Source organism: Polynucleobacter sp. HIN11, from assembly GCF_030297675.1.
GTDB lineage: Bacteria > Pseudomonadota > Gammaproteobacteria > Burkholderiales > Burkholderiaceae > Polynucleobacter.
In genome coordinates, this window is the sequence record NZ_AP028142.1 from 161,947 (window position 1) to 177,210 (window position 15,264).

At 46.1% G+C, this 15,264-nt stretch carries 15 protein-coding genes; 6 read left to right on the forward strand and 9 right to left on the reverse strand.

Annotated elements, in window-relative coordinates; all coding sequences use genetic code 11:
- Positions 1-7: 7 nt before the first annotated feature.
- The gene (gene lpxC, locus QUE60_RS00890; protein ID WP_286224691.1) at positions 8-922 is read left to right on the forward strand and encodes a UDP-3-O-acyl-N-acetylglucosamine deacetylase; all 915 of its coding nucleotides are present in this window, start codon (positions 8-10) and stop codon (positions 920-922) included.
- On the opposite strand, the gene QUE60_RS00895 is transcribed toward lpxC, so the two are convergent.
- Positions 912-1,394, reverse strand: a complete 483-nt coding sequence (locus QUE60_RS00895) for a hypothetical protein (RefSeq protein WP_286226896.1) — start codon at positions 1,392-1,394, stop codon at positions 912-914. The genes lpxC and QUE60_RS00895 overlap by 11 nt on opposite strands.
- 55 nt (positions 1,395-1,449) lie before the next feature.
- Between QUE60_RS00895 and secA the strand changes: the two genes are divergently transcribed.
- From secA to QUE60_RS00915, 4 genes are read left to right on the forward strand one after another with little or no spacing between them, the layout of a single operon-like run.
- Complete coding sequence (gene secA / locus QUE60_RS00900; RefSeq protein ID WP_286223870.1) at positions 1,450-4,206, forward strand: preprotein translocase subunit SecA; 2,757 nt, start codon at positions 1,450-1,452, stop codon at positions 4,204-4,206.
- A 27-nt stretch (positions 4,207-4,233) separates the two neighbouring features.
- Positions 4,234-5,460, forward strand: a complete 1,227-nt coding sequence (argJ, locus tag QUE60_RS00905) for a bifunctional glutamate N-acetyltransferase/amino-acid acetyltransferase ArgJ (protein ID WP_286226897.1) — start codon at positions 4,234-4,236, stop codon at positions 5,458-5,460.
- Between the two features lie 30 nt (positions 5,461-5,490).
- The gene (locus tag QUE60_RS00910) at positions 5,491-6,357 is read left to right on the forward strand and encodes an ATP-binding protein (protein WP_286226898.1); all 867 of its coding nucleotides are present in this window, start codon (positions 5,491-5,493) and stop codon (positions 6,355-6,357) included.
- Positions 6,358-6,360: 3 nt separating this feature from the next.
- Entirely contained in the window at positions 6,361-6,795 is a 435-nt protein-coding gene (locus QUE60_RS00915) for an NUDIX domain-containing protein (RefSeq protein ID WP_286226899.1), read from the forward strand.
- Between the two features lie 17 nt (positions 6,796-6,812).
- Here the strand turns inward: QUE60_RS00915 and zapD are convergent, their stop codons facing one another.
- From zapD to QUE60_RS00945, 6 genes are read right to left on the reverse strand one after another with little or no spacing between them, the layout of a single operon-like run.
- On the reverse strand, positions 6,813-7,565 hold the full coding sequence (zapD, locus tag QUE60_RS00920; protein ID WP_286223874.1) for a cell division protein ZapD: 753 nt from the start codon (positions 7,563-7,565) through the stop codon (positions 6,813-6,815).
- A 35-nt stretch (positions 7,566-7,600) separates the two neighbouring features.
- On the reverse strand, positions 7,601-8,242 hold the full coding sequence (gene coaE / locus QUE60_RS00925) for a dephospho-CoA kinase (RefSeq protein ID WP_286226900.1): 642 nt from the start codon (positions 8,240-8,242) through the stop codon (positions 7,601-7,603).
- Positions 8,209-8,688, reverse strand: coding sequence for a prepilin peptidase (locus QUE60_RS00930; RefSeq protein ID WP_286223876.1), 480 nt, complete (start codon positions 8,686-8,688; stop codon positions 8,209-8,211). The genes coaE and QUE60_RS00930 overlap by 34 nt, the downstream gene beginning before the upstream one ends.
- Complete coding sequence (locus QUE60_RS00935; RefSeq protein ID WP_286226901.1) at positions 8,688-9,746, reverse strand: type II secretion system F family protein; 1,059 nt, start codon at positions 9,744-9,746, stop codon at positions 8,688-8,690. The genes QUE60_RS00930 and QUE60_RS00935 overlap by 1 nt, the downstream gene beginning before the upstream one ends.
- Positions 9,743-10,843: a GspE/PulE family protein gene (locus QUE60_RS00940; protein WP_286226902.1), complete on the reverse strand. Its 1,101-nt coding sequence runs from the start codon at positions 10,841-10,843 to the stop codon at positions 9,743-9,745. Before QUE60_RS00940 ends, QUE60_RS00935 begins: the two co-directional genes overlap by 4 nt.
- A complete protein-coding gene (locus QUE60_RS00945) occupies positions 10,840-12,141 on the reverse strand; it encodes an HlyC/CorC family transporter (protein ID WP_286223879.1) in 1,302 nt (433 codons plus the stop codon). Before QUE60_RS00945 ends, QUE60_RS00940 begins: the two co-directional genes overlap by 4 nt.
- Positions 12,142-12,238: 97 nt before the next feature.
- On the opposite strand from QUE60_RS00945, the gene QUE60_RS00950 reads away from it, so the two are divergent.
- Positions 12,239-12,745: a methylated-DNA--[protein]-cysteine S-methyltransferase gene (locus QUE60_RS00950; protein WP_286223880.1), complete on the forward strand. Its 507-nt coding sequence runs from the start codon at positions 12,239-12,241 to the stop codon at positions 12,743-12,745.
- Here the strand turns inward: QUE60_RS00950 and QUE60_RS00955 are convergent.
- Complete coding sequence (locus QUE60_RS00955) at positions 12,742-13,692, reverse strand: phytoene/squalene synthase family protein (RefSeq protein WP_286226903.1); 951 nt, start codon at positions 13,690-13,692, stop codon at positions 12,742-12,744. The genes QUE60_RS00950 and QUE60_RS00955 overlap by 4 nt on opposite strands.
- Positions 13,693-13,724: 32 nt before the next feature.
- Positions 13,725-15,164 (reverse strand): high affinity choline transporter 1, encoded by a 1,440-nt coding sequence (locus QUE60_RS00960; protein WP_286226904.1) that lies wholly within the window; start codon positions 15,162-15,164, stop codon positions 13,725-13,727.
- Positions 15,165-15,264 lie beyond the last annotated feature (100 nt).

Below are 15,264 nucleotides of genomic sequence, written 5' to 3' on the forward strand. Positions count from 1 at the left end.
GGCCATGGTGCTTAAGCAAAAAACTTTAGCGCAGCCGATCAAAACGGTCGGCATTGGCCTGCATTCTGGTCGTAAATCAACGCTAACCATTAAACCCGCACCGATTGATTTTGGTATTCAGTTCGTGCGGGTTGATATGCCTAACGCAGTTCCTATCCCAGCTCATGCATTGGCTGTCTGTGATACCCGCTTAGCCTCGGTGATTCAGAGTCAAGGGGTCAAGGTTTCTACGGTTGAGCATTTACTATCAGCCTGTTCGGGTTTGGGATTGGATAATTTATTGATTGAGGTCGATGCGGAAGAAGTGCCGATCATGGACGGTAGTGCGGCCTCTTTTCTTTTTCTGATTGAGTCAGCTGGTACCGTTGAACAAGAGGCCCCACGCAAATTTATGGTGATTCAAAAGGCGGTGGAAGTGCGTGAAGGCAATAAATTAGCACGCCTAGAGCCACATTTTGGATTCAAGTTGGATTTCACGATTGACTTTAAGCACCCAGCAGTTGATAAAACGGGGCAGCGTTTTGTGGTCGATTTTGCTGAGCACGCTTATCGTAGTGAGATTGGTCGTGCTCGCACCTTTGGATTTGCGCATGAGGTGGAAGCCTTGCGTGAGATTGGTTTAGCTCGTGGTGGCAGTTTAGATAATGCGATTGTGCTTGATGAGCATCGCATCTTAAATAACGAAGAGTTACGTTATGACGATGAGTTTGTGCGTCATAAAATTTTGGACGCGATCGGAGATCTTTATTTGGCCGGTCACCCTATTGTCGGAGCGTACACCGCAGAAAAGTCAGGCCATGCACTTAATAACGCACTATTACGAAAGCTCTTAGACGACCCAAGTTCGTATTCGATCGAAACCTTTGATAAGGCTAGTGCCCCTGCGGCCTATCTGCAAACCCCCGAAAGCATCAACGCCTAGATTTTCTGTTTCTCAATAATCGTTCGATTGATTGCCGCAGAGAAGACTGTGGAGATAGTTGTTGATAAAGCCCTTCCCAAGCACTTTGAGCTGCTGGGGTAAATTCAGGTGGATTTTCATTTACTCGATTACTTCTTACCGTTAATGGTTTCGGTTTTACCTTCACCCGAACTTGATGAATCACCCATTGATATTGCCCAAGTTCTTTGGCAATACTGGGAGCAATTTGTTGTAAGCGGGTGCCAATCGTGGCATTCGGTACCACCAAAACTAGCTCACTAGGGCGATCGGGACGCCATTCAACCTGTAGGGATTGGCCAATAGATGCAAAACCCAGTGAATACACAGCGTTTTGAACGGCATGGGTTAGGGCGTCATGCTTTTTAGCCCGCTCTAGAAGCGGTTTAAAGCCTTGCTCATGGGCTAGGCAATCCTGCCATGGCTGGGCTAACTTAACTAGGGGCTTATTCATCAAAGAGGGGCTCGCGGGTGATAAACTCAATAGCTAAAATTTTTTCTAGATTCCTATGGTACTTGGTCTTATTAAAACACTGGTTGGTAGCAGCAATGACCGCCTTCTCAAGCAATACCGCAAGGTCGTTTCTAAGGTAAATGCCCTTGAGGCCAATCTCCAGGCTTTGGACGATTTTGCCTTACAAGCGAAAACTGCCGAATTTAAGCAACGGATTGCCGCCGGTGAGGCTTTGGATGACCTTGCCGCTGAAGCATTTGCAGTGGTCCGTGAGGCCAGCGTACGGGTCATGAAAATGCGTCATTTTGACGTTCAAATCATGGGAGCCTTGGCCCTTCATCAGGGAAAAATCGCTGAAATGGGTACAGGTGAAGGTAAAACCCTAACCGCAACCTTGGCGGTTTACTTAAATGCGCTCTCAGGTAAGGGTGTTCATGTGGTGACTGTGAATGATTACTTGGCAGAACGGGATGCCGAGTGGATGTCTAAGCTCTACACTTTTTTGGGACTGACCGTTGGTATTAATTTGTCGCAAATGAATCATGAGGCCAAGCAAAAAGCCTATGCCGCTGATATCACGTATGGAACTAATAATGAGTTTGGCTTTGATTATTTGCGTGACAACATGGTTCAGGATGTGGCGCAGCGGGTACAGCGCGGCCTCTCCTATGCAATTGTTGACGAGGTTGATTCGATTCTGATTGACGAAGCTCGGACCCCACTTATTATTTCGGGGCAGGCTGAAGACCATACTGATTTATATATCAAGATGAATGCGTTGCCTGCGCATCTTGATCCGCAGGTGGGAGAAGAAAAATCCGATGGTTCGGGCGTGATTAAACCAGGTGATTACTGGGTCGATGAGAAATCCCATCAGGTCTATTTGACTGAGCGTGGCCATGAAAAAGCAGAACAAATCCTGACCCAAATTGGTTTATTGAAAGAGGGCGACTCCCTTTATGCCCCGCAGAATATTAATTTGATGCATCACCTCTACGCAGCCTTACGCGCACACTCTTTGTATCACCGCGATCAACACTACGTGGTTCAGGGTGGTGAGGTCATCATCGTGGATGAGTTCACGGGCCGCTTAATGCAGGGTAGACGTTGGTCGGACGGCTTGCATCAAGCGGTTGAGGCGAAAGAGAAGGTGGGGATTCAGAACGAGAACCAAACGCTTGCCACCATTACCTTCCAGAACTACTTCCGGATGTATCAAAAATTGGCTGGCATGACCGGAACGGCAGATACCGAAGCCTACGAGTTCAAAGAGATCTACGGACTTGAAACGGTGGTGATTCCCCCCAATCGACCCAGCCGTCGACTGGATCGGCAAGATCAAATTTATAAGACCTCGCCCGAGCGCTACGCAGCAGTCACGAAAGACATTAAAGAATGTTATGAACGAGGTCAGCCAGTTCTAGTAGGCACTACTTCCATTGAGAACTCGGAGCTGATTTCTAAATTACTCGATAAAGAAAAGCTTTCTCATCAGGTTCTCAATGCAAAGCAACATGCGCGTGAGGCAGAAATTATTGCTCAAGCGGGTCGACCCAAGATGATTACCATTGCCACCAATATGGCTGGTCGTGGAACCGATATTGTTTTAGGTGGAAATGTCGAGCGGCAATCACTCCTCATTGAAGCCGATGAGTCCCTTAGTGATGCTGAAAAAGCAAAACGGATTCAGCAGTTAAAGGACGAATGGCAGGGACTGCATGATGCAGTCGTCAATGCTGGTGGTCTGCATATTATTGGTACTGAACGACATGAAAGTCGCCGCATCGATAATCAGCTGCGTGGACGTGCCGGACGTCAAGGCGATCCTGGTTCATCGCGTTTCTATCTCTCGTTAGACGATCCTTTATTGCGTATTTTTGCAGGTGATCGTTTACGTGCTGTAATGGATCGCTTAAAGATGCCCGAAGGCGAGCCGATTGAGGCGGGAATGGTAACGCGCTCAATTGAATCTGCTCAGCGCAAAGTAGAAGGACGTAACTTTGATATTCGTAAACAACTGCTCGAATACGATGATGTCGCTAACGATCAACGCAAAGAGACCTATCGACTTCGCAATCAGATTCTTGAAAGTAAAGATATTGGTGACCTGATTGCCAATTTATGCGAAGACGTTTTTACAGCAATTGTCCGCAATTACGTCCCAGTGGAATCGATGGAAGAGCAGTGGGATATCCCCGCTCTTGAGCACCTCTTGGCAAATGAATGGGGAATTACCGTTGATCTTCAAGGGTGGATTGCCAATGCTGATACGGTCGATGACGAAGAAATCGTAACCCGGGTGATTGAAGCGGCAAAGAAGAATTACAAGGCTAAAGAGGAGCTCACGGGCCGTGAGTCGTTTGCTAGCTTTGAGCGTTCGGTGATGCTATATAGCTTAGATATTCACTGGCGAGAGCATTTGGCTGCCTTAGATCGACTGCGCCAAGGAATTCATTTGCGCGGCTATGCCCAAAAAGATCCAAAGCAAGAGTATCGCCGTGAGGCATTTGAGCTCTACGCAGAACTTTTGGATGTGGTGAAAAATGATGTGATTAAGACCGTGTTTACGGTTCAGATTAAAAATGCCTCAGAGCTTGATGAAGCTGCAGAAACCATCGCTGATGATAGCCAAGTAAAAGAGATGCAATTTAAGCATAACCAGTTTGCTGAGGGGGAAAGTATCCCTGTTGAGCAGGTTGAGCATGCAATTGCACCAGCCCCAGTTCGTGATGGCCCAAAAATTGGTCGAAATGATCCTTGCCATTGCGGTAGTGGTAAGAAATACAAGCACTGCCACGGAAAAATTGCTTAATTTGAGGTTTGCCTTTCTAATTTAACGATGGCTGTTAATTTTCCAATCCTTGATCCCAAATCCCTAAGCCCTATTTCTGGGCTTGCCCTTGGGTTTGCGCAGGCTGGTATTAAGCGGGCAAATCGCAAAGATGTTTTGGTAATGCGCCTAGTTCCCGGTTCGGCAGTAGCAGGCGTATTTACCCAAAATCGGTTTTGTGCCGCTCCCGTACAGTTATGTAAACAGCATCTATTGGAGGCTAATCCAATTGAGGCATTGATCGTGAACACCGGTAATGCCAATGCAGGGACTGGTGAAGAGGGTCTGCGTCGAGCCTTTCAGACCTGTGAGGTGCTAGCAAACTCGTTTGGGCTGAGTCCAGAGCAAGTATTGCCCTTTTCAACAGGGGTGATCATGGAGCAACTACCAGCTGACAAAATTGTGGCTGCGATACCTCAAGCCGTAGCGCAATTATCTGAAGATAATTGGTTTGCAGCAGCCCAAGCGATCATGACCACCGATACCCTGCCGAAGGCGGCTTCGCAGACGATCAATACCGAGCAGGGACCTATTGTCATCACGGGTATTTCAAAAGGGGCCGGCATGATTCAGCCAAATATGGCGACTATGCTGGGTTTTGTGGGGACGAATGTTCAAGTTGATCGAGGTTTACTGCAAGAGCTCACCGCAGAGGCTGCGAACCTGTCATTTAACGCAATCACGATTGATGGCGATACATCAACTAATGATTCTTTCATCGTGATGGCCACCGGCCAATCCCTAATCCGCATTCAGAGTCGCTCTGATCCGCTCTATAGTTTATTTCGAAAGGGTTTAATTGCTATCTCTCAACAGTTAGCGCAGCTGATTGTGCGCGATGGCGAGGGTGCCACTAAATTTATAACAATTTGTGTAAAAGGCGGCAAGAATAGCCTTGAGTGCAAGCAGGTAGCCAAAGCAATTGCACATTCGCCTTTGGTTAAAACTGCGTTTTTTGCAAGCGATCCCAATTTAGGTCGGATCTTGGCTGCGGTGGGCTATGCTGGAATCGATGATCTTGATAGTGGCAAGGTCCAACTCTGGTTGGATGATGTTTGGGTTGCAAAGGATGGTGGTCGACATCCAAACTATCAAGAAGAGCAAGGTCAAGCCGTGATGAAACAATCAGAAATAACCGTCACGGTTGATTTAGGAAGAGGCGATGCGATGGAGACGGTTTGGACCTGCGATTTATCGCATGAGTATGTCTCAATTAACGCTGATTACCGCTCATAAGCAAGTTTTATCATTACGAGAACGTGAACTGTGAATGACAAACTCGATCGCCTTCTAGATCATCTCGAAACATTTTTACCGAAGCCATTGACCGATGCTGAGTGGCAAACCGCTAAGGCGTTTCGTTGGCAGCGTCGCGATAGTATTTTTGGACGAATTGGATTTCTAAAGCCAGTCAAGCACTTATCCCCAATCTCGTTTCAAGATTTAAAACATATTGATCGCCAGCGCGATGCGATTATTGACAATACCCGGCATTTTGTTGAAAAGAAGCCCGCCAATAATATTTTGTTAACAGGTGCGCGTGGTACTGGTAAGTCCTCATTGATCAAGGCCTGCCTCAATCAATTTGCTTCTCAGGGCTTGCGCTTAGTGGAGGTCGATAAGGATCACTTGGCTGATTTACCAGATATCACCGAGATTCTCGCGGCTCGTCCGGAGCGATTTATCGTGTTTTGTGATGATCTGTCCTTTGAGGATGGCGAGTCTGGATATAAGGCTATGAAGTCTGCCCTAGATGGCTCAATTTCTGCGCAAGTAGACAACATTTTGATTTATGCAACCTCCAATCGCCGTCATTTGTTACCCGAGTACATGAAGGATAACGAGTCTTATGTTCATACCGACGATGGTGAGATTCATCCAGGCGAGGTTGTTGAAGAGAAAATCTCTTTATCAGAACGTTTTGGTTTGTGGCTTTCTTTTTATCCACCAAGGCAAGAGGAATATCTTGCGATCGTTGCACATTGGTTAGCGCACTTTGGTCTATCGGATAAAGCGATTGAGGCTGCCCGGCCCGAAGCCTTAGTCTGGGCTCTAGAGCGTGGCTCACGTTCAGGACGTGTGGCTTGGCAGTTTGCCAAGCACTGGGCCGGATCCCAATCCGGCAAAAAGTAGTCCATGATAAATCAATCCCGGCCGATCGTTGAGGTCGCTGTCGGAATCCTTTTAAAAGATCAATCATTTGTTTTGATGGGTAAACGACCCAGTGGCAAACCCTATGCAGGCTATTGGGAGTTTCCGGGTGGTAAGCTGGAGGTCAATGAATCCATCACAACTGCCTTAGAGCGTGAGTTATATGAAGAGCTTGGCGTTCGGATTGATTTGGATAAAAACCATTGTCAGGAAATCATGATGCTCGAACATGATTACCCGCACGCCTATGTTCGTCTGCATGTGTGCTTGGTTGATCGCTGGGAGGGGGAGCCAGTTGGCCTAGAAAATCAAGAGCTATCTTGGCAAAATATATTTAATTCGGAGTTAACGATTAAACCATTATTGCCAGCTGCTTGGCCGATGATTGAAAAAGTTCGTTGGTATTTGAGAAGTACGTAAGCAGTAATCTGCCTAGGTCAAAATTGGCAGAACGTTAACTTAAAGGGAATGTCTTGATTGATGAGGGTAGGCTTAAGATCTTGCTCACACTTAAGCAGCCGAATTGATACCAAATATTTGTTAGCACTAATTTCAGCAAAGAGCGATGGATCCTCTAAGGTAATGCGCATTAATTGATAAACCTTGCCAGAGGGCGCTTGCTGAAACGAGCCCTGATGAGCTAAAACTTCTTTGCTTTCCCCCGACTCGCGTAGCAGTCGTAAAAATAAATGGCAGGCCTCTTGCCAAGGAAGCATAGGGTAAATGAACTTTTGTAAGAGCTCGCGTCTTGAAGAGGCGGGACTATGACGCCAAGCATAAAAACCTGGTAAATCAATTGGACTAGTGCCGCCCGGTGTATGTAAGCGTGTCCGAATTGCATTAAGCCATTCGTTCTCGCCAATGAGCGCATTGGGTTTAATTGCAGACGCATTCACTTGTGCGCTGGCATGCTCTAACTCGGCCATGGTAGATGCCAGCTTTTCTTGATCTACTTCTTTAGAATTCTTGAGTTGGTTGAGCGCAAACTTCTGGCGTTCTAATTCTTTAAGGAGTAGTGACTTGATATCACCCCGGGCGCTAATGTCGCCTAGCTCAAACAAAGTCGTTAAAGCATTATGGTGCAGTTCGGCGTCGTCCGAGCGTGCAAAGTGATTAAACCGGTCGAACAAATACTCCAGTCGGAGCATGCTTCGGACTAGTTCATTAAAGGGGTATTCGTAAATAATCACAGGGTTTTATTTTATGCTGACCCTTGGCAAAAAAACTACAAATCCAGCATTTTTTGATGAAGACGGTCGACTTCCACCTCAAGGCTAGCGAGATCCCCTTGGTTATGAATCACGGTATCCGCAATTGCCAAGCGCTCAGCCCGGCTTGCCTGATGAGCCATGATGCCCAGCACTTCCTGGCGGTCTAGCTGGCTACGCTCCATCACCCGCCGAATTTGGATCTCTTCCTCACAATCAACCACCGCAATATGATCTAGGTTCTCGGTCCAGGTGCCTGACTCTAGGAGCAGGGGGACTACAAATACCAAGTAGGGAGCATGATTTTCTAAGCCATTTTTAGCCTGGAGTATGGTTTCCTGGCGAATTAGGGGGTGTGTAATGGCTTCCAGTTTTCGTTTGGACTCGGTATCCTTAAATACGTACTCACGCATTTTTGCTCGGTTGAGCGATCCATCCGGAAGGATGAACTCAGGCCCAAATTGGCTTTTAATAGGATCCACTGCTATCCCCCCGGCGGCGCTTATTTGGTGGGCTATTTGATCGGCGTCGATCACCCAGGCCCCGCGCTTTGCCAAAAATGAGGCAACACTCGACTTGCCCGACCCAATACCCCCGGTCAGGCCTAAAAATGGAACTTTTCCTTTTAAATCAAGGAGTGAGCGAGTGGACTTATCCATAGTATTTCTATGATGCCAGCAAATGCTAGAAAGGGGCCAAAGGGAAAGGGGTGAGTAGACGGTAATTTTTGATACTTGAGCCAAAGGAGGCCCCCAATAATCCCGCAAAAGGCAGCTAGAACCAATATCCATAACGCACTATGGATTCCAAGCCAAGCTCCTAGGCCTGCTAAAAGTTTGGCGTCCCCCATGCCAAGACCATGGCGTGCGCGAACTTTTTTGTAGAGTTGATTAATGATCCACAGGAGTGAATACCCCAATATGGCACCGGTCCATGCTAAGTATGGCTCGCACCATGGGAATGGCGAGAGGGAATTAAAGACAAGACCTAAGGCAATCATTGGGTAAGTGAATCGATTGGGGATTAAAAACCGCTGAATATCAATCCATGCCACATAAACGAGGATTAGGATGAGACCGACTCGAAGGATGAAATCAAGCCACATCAAATGATTCTGCCTAATGAAAAAATAGGTAAGTAGAGCGTCAAGAGTAATCCTGCTACCAGAAGACCAAGAAAAATAATAAACACGGGCTCTAGGCTTTGACTAAGAATGGCTAACCGATGCTCTAGCTGATTTTCAAACGAGCGAGACCGATTGATTAGCATGGTATTGAGCATACCGGTTCGAGCGCCTATTTCAAGCAATTGCACGGTTTCAGAATCAAAGAATCGACCATTAGGATCAATGCGCTTCATGGCAAGCCCAAGATCCCAACCTAAGGAAAGTTGCTTAAATAACTTAGCACTCAAATCATGACTGAGCCAATGATTGGATGATTGTGCACAAATACGGATCGACTCTAAGAGACTTAAGCCGGATTGCAGTAAATGCGCAATATTTTGGCACCACGTGATTTGATGTGATAGTCGGATCAAATCCCCAAATATCGGAATCTGAAAGCAATGACGATCACACCACTTTTGAAACCAGATTGATTTTCTCCAAAGAATTAGCACGGCGACGCCTGTCATAAACATTACACCCATAATCACTAGCGCATGCTCATTCAAACCTCTCGAAAGACCAATCAACAACTGAGTACTCATGGGTAATTCAGCGTGAAAGTGATGAAAGATCTCCTCAAAGCTGGGTATAACCCACAACAACATGGTGATGACCATTAGCATTGCAGTAGCAAAGGTAATTGCAGGGTAGGTCAGCGCTTGCTTCATTTGCTGCACAAGTGATTCCTTAGCAAGCAATTGTTGATGAATTAAAAAAAGCGATTGCTCTAATGCCCCCGTTTTCTCACCAATTGATATTAAGCCAATACAAATCGGACTAAACCATTTACCCTTTGCAGAAAGGCTGGTCGCCAAACTGTGGCCACTTTTGAGTCCTTGAATCGTATGTGACAGAAATGCTCTCCAATGCTTGGGGGAGCACTGCTCTAGCAGATTGAGAGCTTCAAGGAGCGGCACCCCTGCTTGCAAAATACTATGAAGCCGGTATGTAAAGTTGATTTGATCGCGAAGAGAAAGAGAGCGTCCAATCATCATGGAAGTTCATGAAGTAAAACCGACTGGTCAATTAACCCTTGATGGAATAAGGCATCAGCTTGATGTCGCATTGAGCGAAACCCATCCGTAATAGCAACTTCTTCAAGTTCCGTTGCGGTCACTTCTAATTCGATCGCGGCAATGAGCTTGGGAGAGAAGGGCAGTACCTCATGAATTGCAAACCGCCCCTGCTGTGAGTTCTGATACCGAACTAAGCGCTGGGAACTTACAAATAATAGATTTTGTGCGATCGAGTGGGGCTCTACCCCAAAATTTCGTAGCCGTTCGATGCACGACAAAGCTTCGCGGGTATGAATGGTACTCAGTACCAAGTGACCCGTTTGCGCTGCACTCACAGCAAGTTTGGCTGTTTCTGAATCACGGATTTCACCAATCATCATGACATCAGGATCTTGTCGTAGGAGGGCGCGAATGATGGCGTCGAAATGGAGCCCAGCCTTTGGGTGATATGCAATTTGATTTACCCCTTGTAGGCGGATTTCAATTGGGTCCTCGATGCTACAAAGATTGAGATGGGGTTGATTTAGATAATGAAGAAAGCTATACAGCGTTCGTGTTTTGCCGCTACCCGTTGGGCCGCATACCAAAATCAAGCCGTGCCGCCGATTTAAGCATCGTTTGACAATATCCAGCTGGGAGTCAGTCAAGCCAATATGGTCAATATCTAATTCAGAATTAGTTGTTCTGAGAAGTCGAATGACCGCCTTTTCACCAAACAAAGTTGGCATTGTGGAGACCCGGCAATCAATTTCATGACTCATTACGTCGCCACTGCTAATTGTTAGTCGACCATCTTGCGGTAGGCGCTGTTCAGCAATATCCAGCTTCGCTAGAATTTTGATGCGCGTAATCAATCGAATATGATCTGTTTTTGGGTAAGACCTAAAAAGATATAAATCACCATGAATACGAAAGCGAACGACACACGCATTTTGCTGTGCTTCGATATGGATATCGCTCGCATCTTCATTAACAGCAGATAAAGCAATTTCTTGCCACAGACGAATGATATGGTGATCAGATTCTTCGAGTGGCTTGCGGGATGGATTCTGGGTATTTGAGACAGTTTGAATCAAGGCGCCGATAGACTTGGCTCTTCGGGTGACGGTTTGTGTAGTTTCACCGTTTTAATCCCTTGATCATCAAATTGAATTATTTCCATCACCACCCCCCCAACTTTGACACTGAGGTCATGATCCGGAATTTCTTCAAGCTCTTCCAGAATGAGTCCATTGAGTGTTCGGGGCCCATCGACGGGGAGCTGTAATCCTAATAAACGATTGAGGTCGCGCAAATTTGCGCTTCCATTGGCTAAATAAGAGCCATCATCAGACCATTCGTCTTGGGAAACCACTCCCGGAAAGGAGGTCGTGAACTCGCCGATGAGCTCCTCCACAATATCTTCAAATGTTAATAAGCCCTGAACACTGCCGTATTCATCCACCACCAGACTCAAGCGCTGCCGATTTTCTTGAAAAAACTGCATCTGTTGCATGACTGGGGTACCCTCGGGAATGAAGTAGGGTTCGCTTAAGAGTTCTCGAAAGTCGCTGTGGCTTAGCTCGTCGTTACCGAGTAAAGAAAGCGCTTTTTTAACCGAAAGGATACCGATAATTTTTTCGGGATCCCCCTCGCATACGGGTAATTTGTTGTGGTAGCAAGTTTCCAGTTGTCCAATGACCTCGTCGATGGGTCGCGATAAATCCAATATCTCCATCTTGGCTCGGGGTGTCATTACATCATCGACCGAGATATTTTCAAGATTAAATAGATTGAGCAAGATACTGCGATGCTGATTTGAAATAAAGTGACTTGATTCCAGAACAAGACTTCTGAGTTCTTCAGTACTCATCGTTTGCAATGCTGCCTCTTTTCGGTTTAAACCCATGAGGCCCATTAACCCTGAAACAAAAGAGTTCACAACCCATAGCAGGGGTTTCAATAAGATTGTCAGAGGGTAAATTACCCAACCAATATTGGCCGATATCTTTTCTGCAAATGCGGCACCAATGACCTTAGGAGTAATTTCACTAAAGATGATGATTAAAAACGCGACGGTTAGAGTAGCGATTGAAATCACTAGTCCATTAGTGCCAAATAAATGCAACGCAATACCAGTGACCAAAATTGGCAAAATGGTATTGATTAGATTGTTGACAATCAACAAAACAGACAAGAGGGTATCAATGCGCTTCAGTAGTTTTTGGGTTAAAGCAGCGCCAGCATGACCACTGTTTGCCATCGCGCGTAAGCGATGCCGGTTGCTTGCCACCATACTGGTCTCAGCCATCGAGAAAAATCCAGAGAGGGCGAGCAAAAAGACAACCAGCGCAGCTTGTGCCCAAAGGGGCCAAGAATCAAAAAACGAATCCATCTACACTTTCAAGAAAAGCACAGATAAGCAATATAGCAAATACTGAATATTTAGACTATCAAGATCAATTGATTTTGATGTCAGAAAGGACCTTTTCTTGGTAAAGTCAAGCTTGACAGGGCATGTTCAGTACTGCGTGATGCGTGCCCCATTTGGCGGATTGCGAATTCGTACCGAAATCGTTGATTCATCCCTAATGATTAGCTACGTTCAATACCTCAGTCATTTAGACAAAGTTAGTCGACCCCTCAATGAGTTAGCAAGAGATGCCAAAGAGCAAATAGAGGCTTATTTCGACGATCCTTATTTTCTCTTTGATTTGCCAATCAAAACTCAGGGCAGCGTTTTTCAACAACGTGTTTGGTCCGCCATCCAATCTATTCCGAATGGACAAACTATGACTTATGGCGAACTCGCCACTCAGGTTAAATCAGGCCCTAGAGCAGTTGGTGGCGCTTGCGCCGCGAATTACTATCCGCTAATTATTCCCTGCCATCGCGTCCTATCAAAAGCAGGTATTGGTGGGTTTGTGGGTGAGGCTAACGGACCCTATTTAAGAATTAAAGAATGGCTATTAGGCCATGAAAATGCCATCAGGGATTAAGCCTTTAGGGATCTAGCTTGGATTCTGAAAAAGATGTCCATCAGCCAGTCACTGTGAACGGCAAGTTTGGTAAAGACATAAAAGCGACTCACTTGCGACCGAGTTAATTTTGCTTCGATTGATATATGGCCGTGATGACGCAGTGCAATTTGTTTAAGGGTTAGCACAGCTAGGCCAAAGGCAAGAAAGCAAAAGCGCCGAATTCCGAGCTCTGACTTTGGAATGCAATGAATGTAATGAAGAGCATCTTCAAGTTTTTGGTGAGCGATCACCAGTAAATCCGTCTCACTGATCCCAATTGGCTTCCATGAAACACCGCGCGCTCGGTCTTCCGGAGAGTCTTTGAGAATATTGGTCATTTGCAGGGCTTGACCAAACGAAATTGCTAAGTGTTCTTTATGTGAAATCGCTTTTGCAAAAGCTGGCGAATGTAAGGCAAATACGGTGGTTAGCATTTCACCAACGACCCCAGCAACTACATAACAATACTTTTCAAACTCAGATAAGCTCTCCAAGCCGCGAGGATTTTGACGGGTATGAAAATAGCTCATTCCATCTGACATGATTTGAATACAACGAGCAACCGCTTGGCGTTGTTGTATGTCGCAACTATCGAGTACCCGTAATACCCGAGGAATATTTTGAATTAGATCTTTTTCATCTAGATTGCTATGCTCTGCTAGAGCGATTACGCATTGATCGGTAAATTGTTTAGGATTTTGTTCGCCCAGAACCGTTTTAACAAAACTGGCTGACAAATCTTGTTTGGTCATTGCATCCATGCAGGATGCATCTTCAATCGTATCGATAATGCGACAGAGTAAATAGGTATTGCCAACCACCTTTTCTAGATTTGGGGGTAATAACGGAATGGTCAGCGCAAACGTTCTAGATACTGATTCAAGAATCGAGCGTTGGTAAAGTTCATCAGCAGATAAAGCGGACATGCGGGGTTTGGCTTTCGAATGGAAGTCGGTAATTAATGCTGACCTTTACTTAGTTGATTTGTAGCGCTCGCTGGCGAACGCGGGGCAATTGAACTTCCTAGAATCATGCCAATCAGACTGGCTAGTAGGCCGATTAACTGCGGCTCAACCGGCTCCTCAATACCCATGATTTCCAGTAAGAGCCACATGCTTAAGCCAAAGGTAATCGCAAGCAAGGCACCGAGATCGCTCGCTTTCTTCCAGAATAGGCCAGCAACCAGTGGTACAAATGCGCCCGCTAGCGTAATACGGTAAGCATTTTCAACCATGGTGTGGATTTTGGCCTCAGTCGCAATCGCGTAAAAGGTCACAATGCTCGCAAATACAAATACGGTCAAGCGCGTTGCCCAAAGGAATTGCTTATCCGTCATGTGATGATAAAAACCCTTCAGGATATTTTCTGTAAAGGTCACTGATGGTGCAAGTAAGGTTCCAGACGCGGTACTCATGATGACCGAGATCAGCGCCCCAAAGAAAACCACCTGCATAAAAAAAGGCATATGGCTGAGGATCAGGGTGGGTAAAATCATTTGAGAGTCGCTCGCTAGAAATTTCTCGACCATTTGTGGATCGATGATATTGGCGGTGTAAGCCAAGAAAAGTGGCACACTAGCAAAAAAGAAATAGGCCACACCGCCTAAGGTAGTAGCCCATACTGCGATTGACTCATTTTTGGCTGCATTGACTCGTTGAAAAACGTCTTGTTGTGGAATGGAGCCTAGTGCAATAGTTAGCAATGCCGCGATCCAGCCAAGCATATCGATTGGGTCTAGTGTCGGCAAGAAATTAAATTTACCCTCTGCGCTAGCCTTAGCAATCACAGTAGCAACTCCACCAGCTTGATCAGCAGCATTACTGGCAACCAATAAAAGCCCGATCACAATCACAATCATTTGAACAAAGGTTGTGAGTGCCACTGACCACATCCCACCAAACAAGGTATAGACCAAAACAACGCCAGCACCAATGAGCATGCCATCGCTGATTGAAATTAAATCGTTCGACAAAACATTAAAGGTTAGCCCTAAGGCCGAAATTTGAGCGGATACCCAGCCAAGATAGGAAACGATGATGCAAATGGAGATTAGCAACTCGGTCTGGCGGTTGTAGCGAAATCGGAAATAGTCGCCAAGGGTGATGAGATTTAGTCGATACAAGGGTTTTGCAAAGACCAGTCCGAACAGAATTAAGCAGAGCGAGGCCCCAAGAGGGTCGGAAATAAGTCCTCGAAATCCCTCTTCTAAAAAGGTTGCCGAAATGCCAAGAACGGTCTCGGCGCCAAACCAAGTAGCAAAGACCATCGCCAGAACAAAAGCCATGGGTAAATTTCGGCCAGCTGTGATGTAGTCTCTGGCATTGTGAACTTTGGTGGCGGCGTACAAACCAATCGCAATTGAAATGCCGAGATAAGCAATTACGAACCAAAGCAGCATCGCACCGTCCTCTTTCGACAAAATAGATTGATCATTGGATGGTCTTTAGACCACCCCATTAGGGCCCATTCACTAGCAAGCCCTGATTATAGGTGGGGAT

Bases quoted from the DNA above. Each gene is read 5' to 3' on its own strand.
- QUE60_RS00895 (WP_286226896.1), bottom strand. From the start codon at position 1,394: ATGAATAAGCCCCTAGTTAAGTTAGCCCAGCCATGGCAGGATTGCCTA.
- secA (WP_286223870.1), top strand. From the start codon at position 1,450: ATGGTACTTGGTCTTATTAAAACACTGGTTGGTAGCAGCAATGACCGC.
- argJ (WP_286226897.1), top strand. From the start codon at position 4,234: ATGGCTGTTAATTTTCCAATCCTTGATCCCAAATCCCTAAGCCCTATT.
- QUE60_RS00915 (WP_286226899.1), top strand. From the start codon at position 6,361: ATGATAAATCAATCCCGGCCGATCGTTGAGGTCGCTGTCGGAATCCTT.
- coaE (WP_286226900.1), bottom strand. From the start codon at position 8,242: ATGGATAAGTCCACTCGCTCACTCCTTGATTTAAAAGGAAAAGTTCCA.
- QUE60_RS00930 (WP_286223876.1), bottom strand. From the start codon at position 8,688: ATGTGGCTTGATTTCATCCTTCGAGTCGGTCTCATCCTAATCCTCGTT.
- QUE60_RS00935 (WP_286226901.1), bottom strand. From the start codon at position 9,746: ATGATGATTGGACGCTCTCTTTCTCTTCGCGATCAAATCAACTTTACA.
- QUE60_RS00945 (WP_286223879.1), bottom strand. From the start codon at position 12,141: ATGGATTCGTTTTTTGATTCTTGGCCCCTTTGGGCACAAGCTGCGCTG.
- QUE60_RS00955 (WP_286226903.1), bottom strand. From the start codon at position 13,692: ATGTCCGCTTTATCTGCTGATGAACTTTACCAACGCTCGATTCTTGAA.
- QUE60_RS00960 (WP_286226904.1), bottom strand. From the start codon at position 15,164: ATGCTGCTTTGGTTCGTAATTGCTTATCTCGGCATTTCAATTGCGATT.